Source organism: Geoalkalibacter ferrihydriticus DSM 17813 (assembly GCF_000820505.1).
GTDB lineage: Bacteria > Desulfobacterota > Desulfuromonadia > Desulfuromonadales > Geoalkalibacteraceae > Geoalkalibacter > Geoalkalibacter ferrihydriticus.
On sequence record NZ_JWJD01000006.1, the window covers coordinates 56,779 to 73,324 of the forward strand.

The following is a 16,546-nucleotide window of genomic DNA, read 5'->3' on the forward strand; positions in this document are numbered from 1 at the left end:
TGGATTTTTGGGTGGAGGCGGAAAGGTGACGGGCACCTGGGGGAAGTTGTCCAGGTGCCCGTCGTCTGTCTCCGGGCTTCGTCGAATTAAAAATCCATCTTGACGCCGGCAGTGATCAAGCGCTCCAGACCGGGGAAAATTCCTTGAGGTGCACGGGAGGCCATATATTTCTTGTCAAAGAGGTTTTTGACCGAAGCAAACATCTTGACGCGCTCCGTCAACTGGTAGTCGCCGTTGAGATGCCACAGACTGTAGCTGGGGATCAGCCCGGTCATGCCGTTGGCCGAGCCTTCGCGGGTGTTTGCGAAATCGGCAAACTGCTCGTCGACGAACTGGTAACTTAGGCCCGCGCCCCAGTTGTCCTGGCGATAGGACAGGGTCGCGTTGACCAGGTTTTCCGGCGCGTAGGGCAGGCGGTTGCCCTTGCGGTCAATGCCGCCGATGATGCGGGTACTGTCGAGCTTGGCGGTGGCCACGTGGGTCCAGTTGGCGTCGAGGCCGAAGCCCCAGCCGAGATCGGCGCCAATGCCAACTTCAAAGCCCTGGTTGAGAGTTTCGCCGGCATTGGTCAGCTCCGAGGTGGCGCCGCCGGCTTGGCTGGCCTGGATGATCTGGTTGCTGAAGTCGTAGCGAAAAGCGGCGATTTCATAACTCAGTCGGGGCAGGCTGCCACGCACGCCGAATTCATAATTGTTGCTGCGTTCGGCCTTAAGGTCGATGGCTACACCGTCGCTGGCGATGGCATCGGCAACGCGCGGCGGCGCGAAACCGCGATGGACGCCGCCGAACAGCACCAGGGCGTCCGCGGCCCTGTAGGTAGCACCGATGCCCGGCACCCATTCGGTGTTACGGCCCTTGTTGGTGAGGTTGACGTCCTGATTGTCCCAGCGGTGGATGGTACGTTCCTGGCGGTAGTGTTCCACGCGCAGTCCCGGCGTCACCGCCAGACGATCGGTGAAATGGACGCGGTTCTGCAGAAAAGCGGCGAGGGCATCGGCTTCACGCCGATCGTCCTCGCGGATGACGCCGGAGCGGGCGTCGGCGGTGGCGCCGTTGACGCGCTGGTTATTCATTTCCTCGGTGTGCAGACGCACGCCGAATTCGGTTTCGTTGTGAATGCCCAACGCCAGGTGGTTGAGTTCCAGGCGCGTGTCGACGCCGGCGACGGTGAACTCACGCAGGCGTCCGCCGTTGGTGCCGCGCATTTCGTTGAGGCCGGTGCCGGCATTGAAGTCGAAATCCTCACGCCACCAGTCGCGCGTGGCATTATTGGCATAAATCAGGGTGCGCCAGGCCAGGTCGGGCGTGATCTGGAGTTCGTGGTTGAGATCGACCGAGTAGCGTTCGACCTCGATGCGGTCGTGGGCGGCTTTGTTCTGTCGCGGATCTTCCGCGAATTCGCGCTGGGTGAGTCCGAGATAGGTCGATTGGCTGTCCTGGTTGTAATAGGTCAGCTTGACGCCGACAAACTGGTTGGGGCCGATGCCGAACCCGGTTTTGAGCACCAGATCATCGACGTCGAAATCACTGTTGCGGCGGGTGCCGTCGCCGGTTTTCTTCAGGTAACTGATGCCGGCGGTGGCATTGTCCCAGGTTCCGCCGTAGTCAAACAGCAGCGAGCGGAAGTCCTGGTTGCCGCTGGTGAGGGTCAGGGAGCCGCCCGGCTCATAAGGGGGATTCTTGGTGACATAGTTGATGGCGCCGCCAATGGTCGAGGGGCCGTAGCGCAGCGAGCCGCTGCCCTTGAGTACGTCGATGCGCTCCATGCGCTCGATGGGCGGATGGTAATAGGCCGCAGGGTCGGTATAAGGCCCCAGGGCGATGGGCGCCCCGTCTTCCAGCAACATGACCTTCTTGCTCATGTCGGGATTGAGGCCGCGAATGCCGATGCGCGGGAAAAATCCGTAACCTTCGGTTTCCACCGCATGTACGCCGGGTTCACGCCGCAGCGCATCCTGGGTGCTGAGCGGTCGGGTGGCTTCGAGTTTTTCAGCGGTAATGACGATGGTGGAACCGGGGACGGTGTCGAGGGCCTCGGCCGTGGTGCCAATGACCTCGATGGTTGGCAGCTTGGCGATGGTTTCCTCGCCCGCTGCGGAGCCGGCGCCCGCCAGCAGGCTGGTGCCGAGCAACATGGGCATAATCAGGGCTTTTCGGGTGCGGGTGAATCTCACAACATCTTCCTCCTGAATGGAAAAAACCTGCCGGAGGCAGGGGCCGATACCTGGTTGTCGGCCGAAATTACGGATAAGAGAAGCGGCTGTCTGGGCCTCTCCGGACAATGGCTCCTGCAGAGCCGGGCTTGGGTCATTGGGGCTTTTGTTCCAGCAAGCACTGCAAGCAGTCCCGCAGCGAGCAGAGCCCGCAGGAATGGACCTGGAGCAGGGGGATGTTGCTGTTGCGCGCGGCCTGCACCGCATCGCGTCGGGCGTTGTGCGAGACGCGGTTGGTAAACAGCACCACTGCATCGAAGCGGCGCAGCTTGCGCTCCATGTCGAGGGCCTGGTCATTGAATACCTTGAGTTTTAACCCTAGTTTTTCGGCTTCCTCGCGGTAGCGTCCCTCCAGTCGTTTCATTCCTCCGACAACGGCGATGCTCATAAGATTTCTCCTTGAGTGAAAAATGCAATGCTGAGCGGTGTGATAATTCAGCCGCAAATTATTTGCAGAAATGATTTTCATTTTCAGCCGTGGGATGGGCGAGGCCTAAGGTTCTGCGTTGTGGGATTTTGCTGAAATTGAAAACCGTTGTCAACAAGAAAGTTTTCTGCGATTTTTTCTTGACAGGCGTTGACTTTCCTTTATAAGTTGAAATTCGTTTTCAACTTCAGTTTGGCGTTGGCGCGATCATGCCGGAATTTTTCTAAAGATGCCAGGCGGAGTTACCACCTATCTTTTTTTGGGTGGATACGAATTAAAAAAAAATGCTACCGTATCTTTATACAACTTTGACGCTCTCGTCGGGTAAAAGAGTCCTACCGCATTTCTTTCTTTTTCTTTGGATTGCCCTCCTGGAGAGTTGCGGTGGGCGGTTGGTTTGGCCCGCCGGCGTCGCTGAAAAAGCAAAAAGGAGCTTTTGTGATATTTTTACCAACCGGACCAGAAAAAAGGCTGCGGCGGCCTGACCGTCGCAGTTTCTGTCGTTTACGCTCCCTGGGTCTCGCCCTGGGGCTGATGGCTTTCATGGCCCAACCGTCTTTTGCCGCCGAGCAGGTCATCAAGGTGGAAGAGTCGACACTGCAGCAGGGGCAGGCCGCCCAGGGGCGCGTCGATGCCATGGCCGACGAGGCCGCCAAGTTGCTGCGCCAGTATCAGGAGGTGCAGCGGCAGCGCGAGAGTCTGGCGGTTTACAACGACAATCTGGAAAAGATGATCAGCTCGCAGGAGAAGGAGAAAGCCTCGCTGCAACGGCAGATTGAAAACATCCAGGTGACTCAGCGCGAGATCGTGCCCTTCATGCTGCGCATGCTCGCTGCTCTGGACGGTTTTGTCGATCGCGACGTACCTTTTATCTACCCGGAGCGCAAGGCACGCATCGAGGGGCTGCACGCTCTGATGGATCGCGCCGATGTTGCCGTATCGGAGAAGTTCCGCCAGATCATGGAGTCTTACCAGAGTGAGGCCGACTATGGCCGCACCATCGAGACCTATCAGGGTGAGTTGACCCTCGGCGGTGAGGTGCGCAGCGTCGAGTTTCTGCGCATCGGGCGTCTGGCCCTGGTATATCAGACCCTGGATCGGCGCGAAAGCGGCTATTGGCATCCGCATAAACGTGCCTGGGAACCTCTGGATAAGAGTTACCACGGCGCCATTCGCCAGGGAATCCGCATTGCCAACCGTCAGGTTGCGCCAGATCTCATCCGGGTGCCGGTGGTGCTCTCGGAGGTGACGCGATGAAGCGGGGGTTGACGGTATTTTGCGTGTTTTTTGTGGTGCTTTATGCCGCCCCGAGCGTCATGGCCGCGGGCAGTCTTCAGGATTTTCTCAAGGAAGTTCAGCGCCAGGCCGGCACCGAGCGTCAGATCAACGCGGAGCGCGAGCGTGAATTTGGCGCGGACCTCGAAGCCGCCCGCGACCAAGTGCGCGAAGCGCAGCAGCGCCTGCGTCAGGAGCAACAGCGCCAGAGCAACTTGGCGGCCTCCTTTGACGCCAACGAGGCGGATCTGACCAAGCTTGAGGCGGAGTTGCGCGAACAGCAGGGCGGGCTGGGCGAAGTTTTCGGCGTGGTGCGTCAGAGCGCCGGTGATTTTCATGCGCAGTTGATGGGTTCTCTGGCCATGGCGGACCGCCCCGAGGCCCTGGAATTTCTCGCCGAGCTCAGCGGCGCGCGCACCCTGCCCGGCATCGAGGAGCTGGAGCGTCTGTGGTTGGTGGTGCTCGAGGATATGGTGAATGCGGGCGAGGTGGCGAAATTTTCGGGCGAGGTGGTCAGTCCTGACGGCCATAAACAGACCAAAAGCATTGTGCGGGTGGGGGCCTTCAATGCCGTCGCCGACGGCTCCTATCTGGCCCATGTGGAGGGGCGCAACCAGTTTCTCGAACTGCCGCGCCAGCCTGCGGGGCGCTATCTGGGTTTTGCCCGCGACCTTCAGGATGCGCCCGCCGGCGAGGTGCGTCCCTTTGCTCTGGATCCCTCGCGCGGCGCGATCCTCTCCCAGCTCGTACAGTCGCCCTCGCTGCTGGAGCGGGTGCGCCAGGGGCGTGAAATCGGCATGATCATTCTGGCGCTCGGCGTTTTCGGCATCGGCCTGTTCGCCGCGCGCTACACCTATCTGCACCTGGTCAATCACCGTGTCAAGGCGCAGTTGCGCAGCGGTGAGCCCGCGCAGGACAATCCCCTGGGACGGATTCTCGCCCTGTATGATGAAGATCACCAGCTGGCGCCGGAGACCCTGGAAGTCAAGCTCGATGAGGCGGTGATGCGCGAAATCCCGCGCCTTGAATGGGGCCTGACCACCATCAAGATCCTCGCCGCAGTCGCGCCCTTGCTTGGATTGTTGGGCACCGTGGTCGGCATGATCGAAACTTTTCAGTCCATTACCCTGTTCGGCACCGGCGATCCCCAGCTCATGGCCGGGGGCATTTCCCAGGCCCTGGTTACCACGGCTTTGGGTTTGACGGTGGCGATACCCCTGCTGTTCCTGCACAACGTCGCTTCGGCCAAAAGCCGCTACCTGGTCAATGTCATGGAAGAGCAGGGCGCGGGGCTGTTGGCGCGCCACATGGAAAAGATGAGAGCCGACCCCGAGCATGTTTGAGCAGATTTACGCCATACGCCAATTCTTCGATGCCGGCGGCCAGGTGATGTGGGCGATTCTGTTCGTCTCCATCGCCCTGTGGACGTTGATCATTGAACGCTACTGGTACCATTGGCGCATCTACCCGCAGGAGTTCGGCCAACTGCGGAAGCGTTGGGAGGGGCGAACGGATTGCGATCCCTGGCAGGCGCGCAAGATCCAAGAGCAGGAGATCTCACACTTACGTCATCAACTGCTTGGGTCGGTATTTCTCATCCGCACCTTCATCACCCTGTGTCCGCTGCTGGGTCTGCTCGGCACGGTGACGGGCATGATCCAGGTGTTCGACGTGCTCGGCTTTCACGGCACGGGCAACCCGCGCGCCATGGCCTCCGGGGTCTCCATGGCCACCATCCCCACCATGTCGGGGTTGGTGGTGGCGCTCTCCGGGTTGTATTTCAGCATCGACCTGCAACGCCGCGGAACCGCCAAGACGCGCGTGGCCGCCGATGTGCTCTCGCAATATCTTGTCAAGGCGGAAAAGAAATGAGACGCAGACGTCATCGCAGTGAACGGGAAACAGCGGAAATCGACATGACGTCCATGATGGACGTGGTGTTCATCATGCTGATTTTCTTCATCGTCACCACCTCCTTCGTCAAAGAGGCGGGGATTGAGATCAATCGGCCCACGGCGGCGAGCGCCGAGCGCCAGGAGCGCGGCAACATCATGATTGCCGTCTCGGACACGGGCGCCATCTGGATCGATCAGCGCCAGGTGGATCTGCGCGCGGTGCGCGCCAATGTCGAGCGCCTGCGCGCCGAGAATCCCGAAGGGGCAGTGGTCATTCAGGCCGATGAGGCTTCGCGCACCGGTGTCCTGGTCCAGGTCATGGATCAGGTGCGCCTGGCGGGGGTCATGAACGTGTCCATCGCGGCGACCCGGCCATGACCGCGCAACTGCGCTATCTCGCTTCCTTGGGGATGGCCTCGGGGGTGGCGCTCGGGTTGTTCTGGCTGATGACCAGCCTGATCAGCGTAGACGGCACAGAGTTCGACCGCGCGCGGCAGCAGCCGCTGATGAATTTCATTCGCATGGATGACACGCCCCGTCCCGTCGAACAACGCCGGCGCGAGCGACCCAAGCCGCCCGAGGAACTCAAGCCCGCGCCGCAGATGCCGGCCGTGCCGACCCCGCAGAGTCCTTCACCCCAGGCCCCGCAAGTCGATGTGCCTCTGCCACAGTTCCGCCCCGATCTGGCGCTGAGCGGCGTACCGACGGCGGCTCCCGCTGGCCCCAGCGCTCCCACCGCCCCGGTGGCCTATTCCCAGCCCCTCACCCCCGTTTCCCAGGTGCCGCCGGTGTATCCGCGCCGCGCCCTGATGCAGGGTCTTTCTGGCTGGGTGCGCCTGAACTTCGTTATCAATGCCGATGGTTCTGTCGGGGAAATCGAGGTCGTCGAGGCCAGCCCGCGGCGCGGCGTCTTCGACCATGAAGCGGTGCGCGCTCTGAGCCGCTGGCGCTTTAAGCCGCAGACCGTCGAGGGTCAGCCGGTGCCGGCCTATGCGAGCATCACCATCAATTTCAATCTGGAAAATTAAGCATGGCGGCTTTATCGCGGTTTTTACACATGATGTTGCGGCCCCTCGGCGCTTTACTGGTTGCGGCGCTGCTGTGCCTGGCGGGCGCGGTTCCGGCAGTCCCCGCCGAGCCCTCGGTGTCGGCCCGCGCCCACGAGGCGTTGAGCGAAGCCCAGCACCTGCTGCAGGAGGAGCAATGGCAGGACGCCGAGCGGGCCCTGGCTGCTGTCATCGAAAGGTTCGCCGATGAGCCCTATGCCTTGGCTGCGGCCTGGCAAATGCGCGGTTATCTCTACAGTGAAAAGGACCGACCGCAAGAGGCACTGCGTGCCTATGATCGGGTTCTCGAACTTGAGGTACGCGACCCGGTCATGACGCAGCAGGTGCGCTACAACAGTGCCCAACTGCTGATGAGCCTGGACCGCTACGCCGAAGCCATTCAGCGTATCGACGCCTGGGTGGCCGCCGCCGAGAACATCAAACCCGAGCAACGGGTGCAGGCCGCCTGGATTTATTTTGGCGCCCAGGCCTACGCCACCGCCGCCGGCCACCTGGAGCAGGCCATCGAGGCCGCGCCGCAGCCGGCCGAGTCCTGGTATCAGATGCTGCTGGCCATTTACCAGAATGCCCAGGACCAGGCCGCGCTGAAAAAGTGGCTGCCGGTGGTCATCGAAGCCTATCCCCACAACAAGAGCTACTGGCAACTGCTCTCTTCGGTGTATCTGCATTTGCAGGAGGATCGGCGCGCCGTGGCGACGCTCTCGGCGGCCTATCACAACGGCCTGTTGACCGAGGGGCAGGATCTGCTGCACATGGCGCGGCTCTACCTTTATGCCGGTGTTCCCCACAAGGCTGCGCGTACCTTGCAGGACGCCCTGCGATCGCAAAAAATTTCCGCCTCCGCCGCCAATTTTGAACTTCTGGCCGACAGTTGGCTGCAAGCCAGGGAGAATTCCGCCGCCGTCGCCGCTTTGGAGCGGGCGCTGGCGGCCGGTGGCGGACCTGTCGTAAGTCTCAAGCTCGGACGCCTGCTGGTGCAGGAGGAACAATGGGCCGAGGCGCGCGAGCATCTGCAGCAAGCCGCAGGGACGGAAGAGGGCAGGATTGGGGGCGAGGCTCTGCTGTTGCTCGGCATGGCAGCTTACCAGGATGGCCGACCCGCGGACGCGCGGGCCGCCTTCACCCGGGCCCGCGAGTATTCCGGGGTGCGGCGGCAGGCGGATAACTGGCTGACTTATCTGGCGCAGAGCGAAGGAGCTACGGGGAGCTGAAACACATTTCGCGTAATGTTATTACATAATATGTCTTGACAGTCGCCGCTGTCTCTCCTATTGATAGGGCCTATCAATTTCCCTTTTTCATTTCAGGTTTATCTCTATGTCCGTCAGCTCCAACTCATCAGTGCATCCACCTCCGAATAAATTTCGGGGTGTGGCTCGGCATCCGTCGCCCAAGGCGCGACACTGGGTGGTGCGCTGGCTCTCACTGCTGACGGTCTGCTGTTTTCTCGGACTTTATTCTCTGGCCGCCGTTCCCCACGATCACGGCGAACACCAGGCCTGCGCCGATCAACCCTGTTCCGGCGGCCAGGCCTCCCAGGATCCTACCTCTGCGTGTCCGCAGTGTCATGTGGCCGGACATCTGCCGGTGGTCGTGCTGCCGGCCGTCGCTCTTGCGGCGCCAGTTGTGCTGCCCACTGCCGCCCTGGCGGCTCCAGCGCGCCTTCGATATGCCACCTCAGTTTCCTACCTTTTGCCGCGCCTGCGCGCGCCTCCTGTTTGCCTCGGTTAGTATCCCCTTGAATTGTCCTGGTGGCGCTTTTGGCGGCTCCAGATCTACTGCCTGATTTAATTTTAGGAAAAGCAGGCGTGGTGTATTTGCACCGCTGCTTGTAAGGAGATATGCGCAATGCGTTCCGCTAAATTTTTCACCGGCGCCCTGGCGGCGCTGTGTCTTACCTCTGTGACCCCCGTTTTTGCTCAGCCGACGGGTCCTGTTCAGCCCGAGGGTCTGCAGCCCTTTCCTCTGTTCGGCAGCTCCCGCCAGATCACCTCGGGAACCGCCTTCAATCCCGCCATCTCGGTCATTCTTGACGGCAAATATTACACCGACAACCGCCGCGGCGAAGCCGGTGAAATTCTCGAACATGCCGCCGGCTTCGACGGCCATCATGGCGACCATGATCATGGCCATGGCGAACTTTCGCGCGGCTTCAACCTTGATGAGACAGAGATCGTTTTTTCTGCCACGGTGGACAATTATTTCGACGCCATGCTCAACTTGGCGGTGGACGAAGACGGCATCGAGGTGGAAGAGGTCTTCGGTGTCACCCGCCGCCTGCCCGCCGGTTTGACCCTCAAGTTCGGCAAGTTTCTCAGCGGTATCGGCTACATTAACCAGCAGCATCCCCACGACTGGGATTTCGCCGATCAGACCCTGGTCTACGAGCTGATGTTCGGGGACCACGGCATCAACGATATCGGTCTGCAACTCACCTGGCTGCCCAAGCTGCCTGTCTATACCTTGTTCGGTGTCGAGACCTTGCAAGGGCGCAACGAGGGCATCGCCAACACCATCGATCATGGCGCTGCGGACTTCGGCGGTCTGCGCGAGCGCTCCGGGCCGCGTCTGTTTACCGGTTTCGTCAAGGTGGCGCCTGACCTCGGCTTCGATCATGCCCTGCAACTCGGGCTGTTCGGCGGTGGCGCGCGCCTGCATCAGGAGGACCATTCCGATGATGACGAACGCGAGTATCTCGAAGGCGACAGCTGGTTTGCCGGCGTGGATGCTGTTTACAAGTATGATGCGGGACGCAGCTACGGCCATGGCAATCTGACCTTGCAGGGCGAGTATATTTACCGCGTCAAGGATCTGCGCGTCGCCGCCGCCGATGACTTCGATGAGATCGGCGACAAGGAGAAGTTTAAGCAGGACGGTTTCTACGTTCAGGCGAAATACGGTTTCGCGCCGCGCTGGACGGCGGCGGCGCGTCTCGATATGGTTGGTCTTTACAACCGTATCGAAAAGGACGCGCGCACCGATAAATTTGACGACTCGCGTCGCTACAGCGCCAATCTGACCTTCAATCCCACGGAATTTTCACGCCTGCGCATGCAGTTCAATCACGGCGACATCGCTCAGGAAGGCGGCGGGCGCGAAAACTACAACCAGTTCTTCGTGCAATACCAGATCGCTCTGGGCGTGCACGGCGCGCATAAATTTTAAACGGGGAGAAAGTCTATGAGGTCAAAATCCCGCATTTTCGGCCTTTTCCTGATGTCGGTGGCGTTGCTTCTGCTGAGCGCCGGCACCGCCCTGGCAAAAACCGAGGTCGTCGCGACCACCTCGGCCATGGGCATGCTGGCGCGCACCGTAGGCGGTGAGGCCGTGCGCGTCACCGTGTTGGCGCCGCCCGACCGCGACGCTCATTACCTTCAGGCCCGCCCGAGTATGATGGTGGCCCTGCGGCGCGCCGATCTGGTGGTCGCCGTGGGCGCCGAGCTCGAAGTGGGCTGGCTGCCGCCGGCTTTGCAGGGCGCGGCCAATCCGCGTGTTCTGCCCGGTCGTTCCGGTTACTTTGAGGCGGCGGCGCAGGTGCCGCTCATCGAAGTCGGCGCAGCCGCTGACCGCGCCCTGGGCGACGTGCACCCGGCTGGCAACCCCCACGTCAACATGGATCCGGTGCGCATGGCCGAGGTGGCGCGCGCCCTCGCCGGCCGTTTGGGCCAGATGCAGCCGGCGGCTGCCGCTACCTTTCAGAGCAACGCCGAGGCCTTCGCCCGTCAGGTTCAGGAGCGATTGCCGCACTGGCAGGCGAACGTTCAGGGGGCGCCCGGCGTGGTGCTGTTCCACAAGGATGCCAACTATCTGATGGAGTTGCTTGAGGTGCCGGTGCTGGGCTACATCGAGCCGCTGCCCGGCATTCCGCCGACGGCGCGTCACCTGGAATCCCTGGTGAGCGAAATGCGCGAGCGTCGCGGGGTGGTGTTGTACATCAACCACCAACCTGCACAGGGACCACAGTTCGTGGCACGCACTCTGGGCTGGCCGGTGCAAGCCCTTCCTCTGGATCCGCCCCTGGATGCCGACGCGGGGCAGTATCTGGCCCTCATCGATCAATGGGTCGAGGCCATCGCACGGGGTAAGAATCAATGACGCAGGATCAGCTCCCGCTGCTGGAATGCCGGGATCTGGTTGCAGGTTACGCGGGGCCGGTCATCGGCCCCGTGTCATTTTCCCTGTGGGCCGGCGAGGTGGTCGGACTATACGGCTGCAACGGGGCGGGAAAATCGACCCTGCTTGGCGCCATCACCGGCGCTACCCGTATCTTTTCGGGGGAAGTACGACGCCGTCCTGATGTGCGTGTCGCTCACCACCGTCAGCGCCCCGTGCGCATGGGCGAATTGCCTCTGAGCGGCAGTGAACTGCTGCGCCTCACCGGCGCTCCCGCGGCGCAGGCGCCCGGTTTTCTGCAAAGTCTACTGCCGGTGCGTCTCGATCGGCTCAGCGGCGGTCAGTTGCAATTGATGCAGACCTGGTCCTGCCTCGGCAGTCAGGCCGGCCTGGTGTTGCTCGATGAGCCGACCAACAATCTCGATCCCGCCGCCATGCAGGCCCTGGCCGCCATGCTCAAGCGTGATGCCGCGCGGCGCGCGGTGCTGCTGGTCAGTCATGAAGGCGAATTTCTCAACGCGGCCTGCGACCGCGTGATCCGGTTGACTCCATGAGCAATCTTGCCCTGATATTCGATCCCCTGTTTCATCTGCCTTTTCTCAACGGGCTGCTGCTGGTGCCCCTGGCAGCACTGCTCGGTGCCTATCTGCGTCTGCGCGAAGAGTGGCTGGCATCTCTGGCCTTTGCGCAGGTGGCTGCGGCCGGCGGTATTCTCTCTGTGCTTTTCCATGTGCCGATGCTCCTGGCCGCGGTTATTACCGCGATTCTGGCCGGCATCGGCAAGGGGCTGCTGCAAAGGGCGGGCAATGACAATTACGCCATTTTGATTCTGCTCGGTTGGAGCGTTGCTCTGCTCATCGCCGCCAACAGCCCCCATGGCGAAATGCTGGGCAAGGCGTTGATGGACGGACAGCTCTATTTCACCGGCTGGAGCCATGGCGTCTCGGCCCTGTTGCTGGCCGTGGCGCTTCTGGTTGTTCTGCCGTGGCTGTCGCCGCGCCTGCTGCTGGGGCGTTTGTTCCCCGACCACTTCACGGCCAACGATCTGCCTGGCAGGCGCTACCACCTGATCTTTGATCTGCTGGTGGTGACGGTTTTGGCCGTGACCACCACCGCGGTGGGAGTCATGGCGACCTTTGCCCTGGTGTTCATTCCCTCCTGGATCGCATTTCGTCTTGCGCCGAGTTGGCGCGCCACCCTCTGGCTGAGCGGCTTGCTTGCCCTCGGCGCCTATTTGGTCGCCTTTGTCGCGGCGATTCTCCTCGACCAGCCCTTTGGCCCGGTGCTGGTCGCGGTGCTGGTGCTGCTCGCGCCCCTGCGTTTTTTCCAGCCTGGACAACATCAGCGCAACAGTGCCGCGGCAGGCGGCGGGGCATGCTGACCCGGCACATAAATCTATGCCCTGCGGCAGACGCTGCCGCAGGTCTGGTATAATCGGGGTGAGAAAAGATTTCCGGCACCGATTCAGGGTTATCTGCCGAGCGTCCCGGAGCGTTCGCGACAAGAGCCGCATGAATTCTTATCGAAGGCTTGACTGACGCCGACCAGGCGCCGGACACCTTGGCACGACCGCTCCGGATCCCTCGGCTGAATCGTTATTTTGCCAAGGGTGAGAGATGGTTGATCAAGCGATCAGGGACAACCCCCAACAGGCAGCGCGAGACCTGATCAAGGTCTTGCAGGACGTGGTGGCCGAGCTGCATCCGGCGCAGACCCCCAAAGTGGAATTCGACAGCTCCCTCGACCGCGATCTCGGCCTGGACAGCATGGCGCGCATGGAACTGCTCAGTCGGCTGGAGAAGCATTTTTCGGTGCGGCTGGAGGAAGAGGTCGTCGCCGAGGCGGAAACCCCCCGCGATCTGCTCGAGGCGCTGCTGGGCGGCGCGCAGGTCGCTGAGGACGCCTCCCCGGAGCGCATCGCGGTCGGCGGAACCGGCACCCCGGCGGAGGTGCCCAAGCAGGCGCGCACCCTGGTCGAAGCCTTCGAGTGGCATCTCGAGCGCCACCCCGATCATGCCCAGGTGCGCTTCTACGCCGATGAAGGCGAAGGGCAGGTGCTCTCCTACAAGCGCTTGTGGGAAGGTGCCCGGGCCGTGGCCGCGGGGTTGCAATGGCGCGGCCTCCAGGCCGGCTCGCCGGTGGCGATCATGCTGCCCACCAGCGCCGATTATCTGTTTGCCTTTCTCGGCATCCTGCTGGCCGGTGGGATTCCCGTGCCCCTTTATCCGCCGGTGCGGCGCACGCAACTGGAAAGCCATTTGCGGCGCCAGCAGGCGATTCTGAGCAACTGCGCGGCGGTGACGCTGATCACTCTGCCTGAAGCTCTGCCCTTCGCCCGGCTGCTCAAGGCGCAACTTTCGTCGCTCAAGAGTCTGGTCACGGTGGGGGAACTCGCCGAGCGCGGCGGCGATTATTCCCGCCCCGCCATAGCGTCCGACGATACGGCGTTTTTGCAATACACCTCGGGCAGTACCGGCAACCCCAAGGGCGTAGTGCTCTCCCACGCCAACCTGCTGGCCAACATCCGCGCCCTGGGCAAGGCGGTCGAGGTGGGTCCCGGCGACGTGATCGTCAGTTGGCTGCCTCTCTACCACGACATGGGCCTCATCGGCACCTGGCTGGCCGGCCTCTATTTCGCCGTTCCCGTGGTGCTGCTCTCGCCCCTGGATTTTCTCGGTCGCCCCAAGCGCTGGCTGTGGTCCATCCATCGTTATCAGGGAACTCTCTCGCCGGCGCCCAATTTTGCCTATGAAATCTGCCTGACCAAACTCAAGGATGAGGATCTCGCGGGTTTGGATCTGAGTTCCTGGCGCGGTGCCTTCAACGGCGCCGAACCGGTCAGCGCCCTGACCCTGGAGCGCTTCTGCGAGCGTTTCGCCGACTACGGCCTGCGCAGGGAGGCGGTGGCGCCGGTTTACGGCCTGGCGGAAAATACCGTGGGGCTGGCCTTTCCGCCCCTCGGGCGCGGCCCCCTCGTCGACCGGGTGGAGCGCGAGGCTCTGACGCGCTCGGGGAAGGCGATCCCGGCCAAAAAGGAGGATGAGCATGCGCTGCTGATCGCGGCCTGCGGCCGTCCTCTGGAGGGCCATGAAATCCGCATCGTCGACGGCAGCGGACGGGAGTTGCCGGATCGGCGCGAAGGGCGGGTGCAGTTTCGCGGCCCCTCTGCCACGAGCGGCTACTACCGCAATCCCGAGGAGACCCGTCGCCTGTTCGACGGCGACTGGCTCAATACCGGGGATCTCGGCTATCTTGCCGACGGCGATATCTATCTCACCGGGCGCAGCAAGGATCTGATCATCATCGGCGGGCGCAACATCTATCCCCAGGAACTCGAAGAAGCGGTGGGTGGTTTGACCGGCATCCGCAAGGGCAACGTGGTGGTCTTCGGCAGCCCCGATCCCGCTACGGGCAGCGAACGGCTGGTCGTCGTGGCTGAAACGCGCGAATCCGACCCGCAGGTTCTGGACAAACTGCGCGGTAAAATCAAGAATCTGGCGGTGGATCTGCTCGAAACCCCGCCTGATGATCTGCTGCTGGTGCCGCCTCATTCGGTGCTCAAGACTTCCAGCGGCAAGATTCGCCGCTCGGCCTGTCGTGAGCTTTACGAGCGCGGTGAGCTGGGCAAACGAGAGAAACTCTGGCGGCAGAACCTGCGCTTGGCCCTCTCGACGTTTGCCGCGGGCGGGCGCAGGAGCGTCACCGCGGCCCTGAGTCTGCTCTATGCGGGTTACCTGTGGGCGCTGTTTTATCTGGCCGCGGCCCTGGCCACCCTGGTGGTCCTGGCTTTGCCGCGCCATGCCTGGAACTGGCGACCGCTGCGCGCCCTCGTGCGGCTGGCGCAGCGCCTCTCCGGGCTGTCCCTCAAGGTCGAAGGGCTTGAGCATTTGCCGCCGGAACCCTGTGTGCTGGTGGCCAATCACGCCAGCTACCTCGATGCCTATGCGCTGGTGGCGGCGCTGCCCATGCGCCTGAGTTTTGTCGCCAAGGCCGAATTGAACGAGCGCAAAATTCTCGGCTTTTTGTTGCGCCGCATCGGCACCGAGTTTGTCGAGCGCTTTGATCCCCGCCGCGCCGCCGCCGATGCCGGCCGCATCAGTGGGCGGGTGCGAACCGCAGGAGGCCATCTGCTGTTTTTCGCCGAGGGCACCTTCACCCGGGTTCCGGGTCTGCGTACCTTTCGCCTGGGGGCCTTTACCACCGCCGCCGCGGCCAAGCTGCCGGTGGTGCCGGTGGCCATTCGCGGCACGCGCTTCGTGCTGCGCGAAGGATCCTGGTTTCCGCGTCACGGCGCTGTCAGCATCAGGGTGGGAGAGCCCATCCAAATCGAGGATGAAGATGGCGATGCCTGGGATCAGGCGCTGAAACTACGCAAGGCGGCGCGGCGCTTTATTCTACGTCACTGCGGGGAGCCTGACCTGGGCGGCGCAGGCGAATCTGAACAAGAGGAAGAGGAGGCAGAGGGGCGCAAAGAGGGATCGGGAGATGAAGGGAACAGCCAATAAACATCAACTCTGATGGGACCGGCGGAGAGAACGACTCAACCTCTCCGCCGGTTTTTTTTCAATCAGACCAGCCCTTCGAACAGCACGCTGGTCAAATAGCGCTCGCCCGAGTCGGGCAGCACCACGACAATGGTTTTGCCGGCATACTCAGGTTTGACCGCCAGGCGCGCCGCTACGGCCACTGCCGCGCCGCAGGAGATGCCGGCGAGAATACCTTCTTCCTTGGCCAGACGGCGGGCAAAATCTATCGCTTCGTCGTTGCTGACCTGCTCCACCTGATCGACCACGGACAAATCCAGGGTGTCGGGGATGAAGCCTGCGCCGATGCCCTGAATCTTGTGGGGACCGGGCTTGATTTCCTCCCCGGCCAGTTTCTGGCTGATCACCGGACTGTCCGTGGGTTCCACCGCCACTGAGACGATCTTTTTGCCCTTGGTGTTTTTGATGTAGCGCGATACCCCGGTGATGGTGCCGCCGGTGCCGACGCCGGACACCAATACGTCGATGGCGCCGTCGGTGTCCTCCCAGATTTCCGGGCCGGTGGTCTGCTCGTGAATCTCCGGGTTGGCGGGATTTTTGAACTGGTGCAACAGCACGTAGCGGTTGGGATCGGAGGCCGCCAGTTCCTCGGCCGCCGCGATGGCGCCGCCCATGCCCTTGGCGCCGGGGGTGAGAATCAGGTTGGCGCCGAAGGCCTTGAGCACCTTGCGTCGTTCGATGCTCATGGTCTCGGGCATGGTCAAGGTGATGGGAATACCGCGCGCGGCGGCGACAAACGCCAGAGCGATGCCGGTGTTGCCGCTGGTCGGCTCGACAATTTCCTTGCCCGGGCCGAGCAGCCCTTTTTGTTCGGCGTCCCAGATCATGGAGGCGCCGATGCGGCATTTGACCGAATAGGCGGGGTTGCGTCCCTCGATCTTGCCGAGCACGGTGGCGCCGCCCGGTGCGATGTGGTTGAGACGCACCATGGGCGTGCGGCCGATGCTGAGGGAGTTGTCATTGTAGATGTTGGCCATGGGTATTCTCCTTGTGTGGAATCGGTCGATCTCTG

At 62.3% G+C, this 16,546-nt stretch carries 15 protein-coding genes; 12 read left to right on the forward strand and 3 right to left on the reverse strand.

Annotation, left to right across the window (positions count from 1 at the left end):
* Positions 1 to 86 precede the first annotated feature (86 nt).
* Positions 87 to 2,174: a TonB-dependent receptor family protein gene (locus GFER_RS13475; RefSeq protein ID WP_161807411.1), complete on the reverse strand. Its 2,088-nt coding sequence runs from the start codon at positions 2,172 to 2,174 to the stop codon at positions 87 to 89.
* 133 nt (positions 2,175 to 2,307) lie between these two features.
* Entirely contained in the window at positions 2,308 to 2,601 is a 294-nt protein-coding gene (locus tag GFER_RS13480; protein WP_040100247.1) for a DUF2325 domain-containing protein, read from the reverse strand.
* A gap of 477 nt (positions 2,602 to 3,078) precedes the next feature.
* On the opposite strand from GFER_RS13480, the gene GFER_RS13485 reads away from it, so the two are divergent.
* The 12 genes from GFER_RS13485 to GFER_RS13540 all read left to right on the forward strand — a co-directional run bounded on the left by GFER_RS13485 (position 3,079) and on the right by GFER_RS13540 (position 15,495).
* Positions 3,079 to 3,897 (forward strand): DUF3450 domain-containing protein, encoded by an 819-nt coding sequence (locus GFER_RS13485; RefSeq protein ID WP_200889325.1) that lies wholly within the window; start codon positions 3,079 to 3,081, stop codon positions 3,895 to 3,897.
* Entirely contained in the window at positions 3,894 to 5,258 is a 1,365-nt protein-coding gene (locus GFER_RS19380) for a MotA/TolQ/ExbB proton channel family protein (protein WP_040100248.1), read from the forward strand. The genes GFER_RS13485 and GFER_RS19380 overlap by 4 nt, the downstream gene beginning before the upstream one ends.
* Positions 5,251 to 5,787, forward strand: coding sequence for a MotA/TolQ/ExbB proton channel family protein (locus GFER_RS13495; protein WP_040100250.1), 537 nt, complete (start codon positions 5,251 to 5,253; stop codon positions 5,785 to 5,787). The genes GFER_RS19380 and GFER_RS13495 overlap by 8 nt, the downstream gene beginning before the upstream one ends.
* Positions 5,784 to 6,188: an ExbD/TolR family protein gene (locus GFER_RS13500; RefSeq protein WP_040100251.1), complete on the forward strand. Its 405-nt coding sequence runs from the start codon at positions 5,784 to 5,786 to the stop codon at positions 6,186 to 6,188. Before GFER_RS13495 ends, GFER_RS13500 begins: the two co-directional genes overlap by 4 nt.
* A complete protein-coding gene (locus GFER_RS17885) occupies positions 6,185 to 6,838 on the forward strand; it encodes an energy transducer TonB (protein ID WP_052446419.1) in 654 nt (217 codons plus the stop codon). Before GFER_RS13500 ends, GFER_RS17885 begins: the two co-directional genes overlap by 4 nt.
* 29 nt (positions 6,839 to 6,867) lie before the next feature.
* Positions 6,868 to 8,088, forward strand: a complete 1,221-nt coding sequence (locus GFER_RS13510; RefSeq protein ID WP_074669582.1) for a tetratricopeptide repeat protein — start codon at positions 6,868 to 6,870, stop codon at positions 8,086 to 8,088.
* A 196-nt stretch (positions 8,089 to 8,284) separates the two neighbouring features.
* Positions 8,285 to 8,608, forward strand: a complete 324-nt coding sequence (locus GFER_RS13515; RefSeq protein WP_040100254.1) for a hypothetical protein — start codon at positions 8,285 to 8,287, stop codon at positions 8,606 to 8,608.
* A 117-nt stretch (positions 8,609 to 8,725) separates the two neighbouring features.
* Positions 8,726 to 10,042: a hypothetical protein gene (locus tag GFER_RS13520; protein ID WP_040100256.1), complete on the forward strand. Its 1,317-nt coding sequence runs from the start codon at positions 8,726 to 8,728 to the stop codon at positions 10,040 to 10,042.
* Positions 10,043 to 10,057: 15 nt separating this feature from the next.
* Positions 10,058 to 10,972: a metal ABC transporter substrate-binding protein gene (locus GFER_RS13525; RefSeq protein ID WP_040100258.1), complete on the forward strand. Its 915-nt coding sequence runs from the start codon at positions 10,058 to 10,060 to the stop codon at positions 10,970 to 10,972.
* Positions 10,969 to 11,544: an ATP-binding cassette domain-containing protein gene (locus GFER_RS13530; RefSeq protein WP_040100259.1), complete on the forward strand. Its 576-nt coding sequence runs from the start codon at positions 10,969 to 10,971 to the stop codon at positions 11,542 to 11,544. The genes GFER_RS13525 and GFER_RS13530 overlap by 4 nt, the downstream gene beginning before the upstream one ends.
* Positions 11,541 to 12,371 carry a metal ABC transporter permease gene (locus tag GFER_RS13535; RefSeq protein ID WP_040100260.1) on the forward strand — a complete coding sequence of 277 codons (831 nt, stop codon included), beginning with the start codon at positions 11,541 to 11,543 and terminating at the stop codon, positions 12,369 to 12,371. Before GFER_RS13530 ends, GFER_RS13535 begins: the two co-directional genes overlap by 4 nt.
* 235 nt (positions 12,372 to 12,606) lie before the next feature.
* Positions 12,607 to 15,495, forward strand: a complete 2,889-nt coding sequence (locus tag GFER_RS13540; RefSeq protein ID WP_074669576.1) for an AMP-binding protein — start codon at positions 12,607 to 12,609, stop codon at positions 15,493 to 15,495.
* A 62-nt stretch (positions 15,496 to 15,557) separates the two neighbouring features.
* Here GFER_RS13540 and cysK read toward each other — a convergent pair whose 3' ends face one another.
* A complete protein-coding gene (gene cysK / locus GFER_RS13545) occupies positions 15,558 to 16,511 on the reverse strand; it encodes a cysteine synthase A (protein ID WP_040100261.1) in 954 nt (317 codons plus the stop codon).
* Positions 16,512 to 16,546 lie beyond the last annotated feature (35 nt).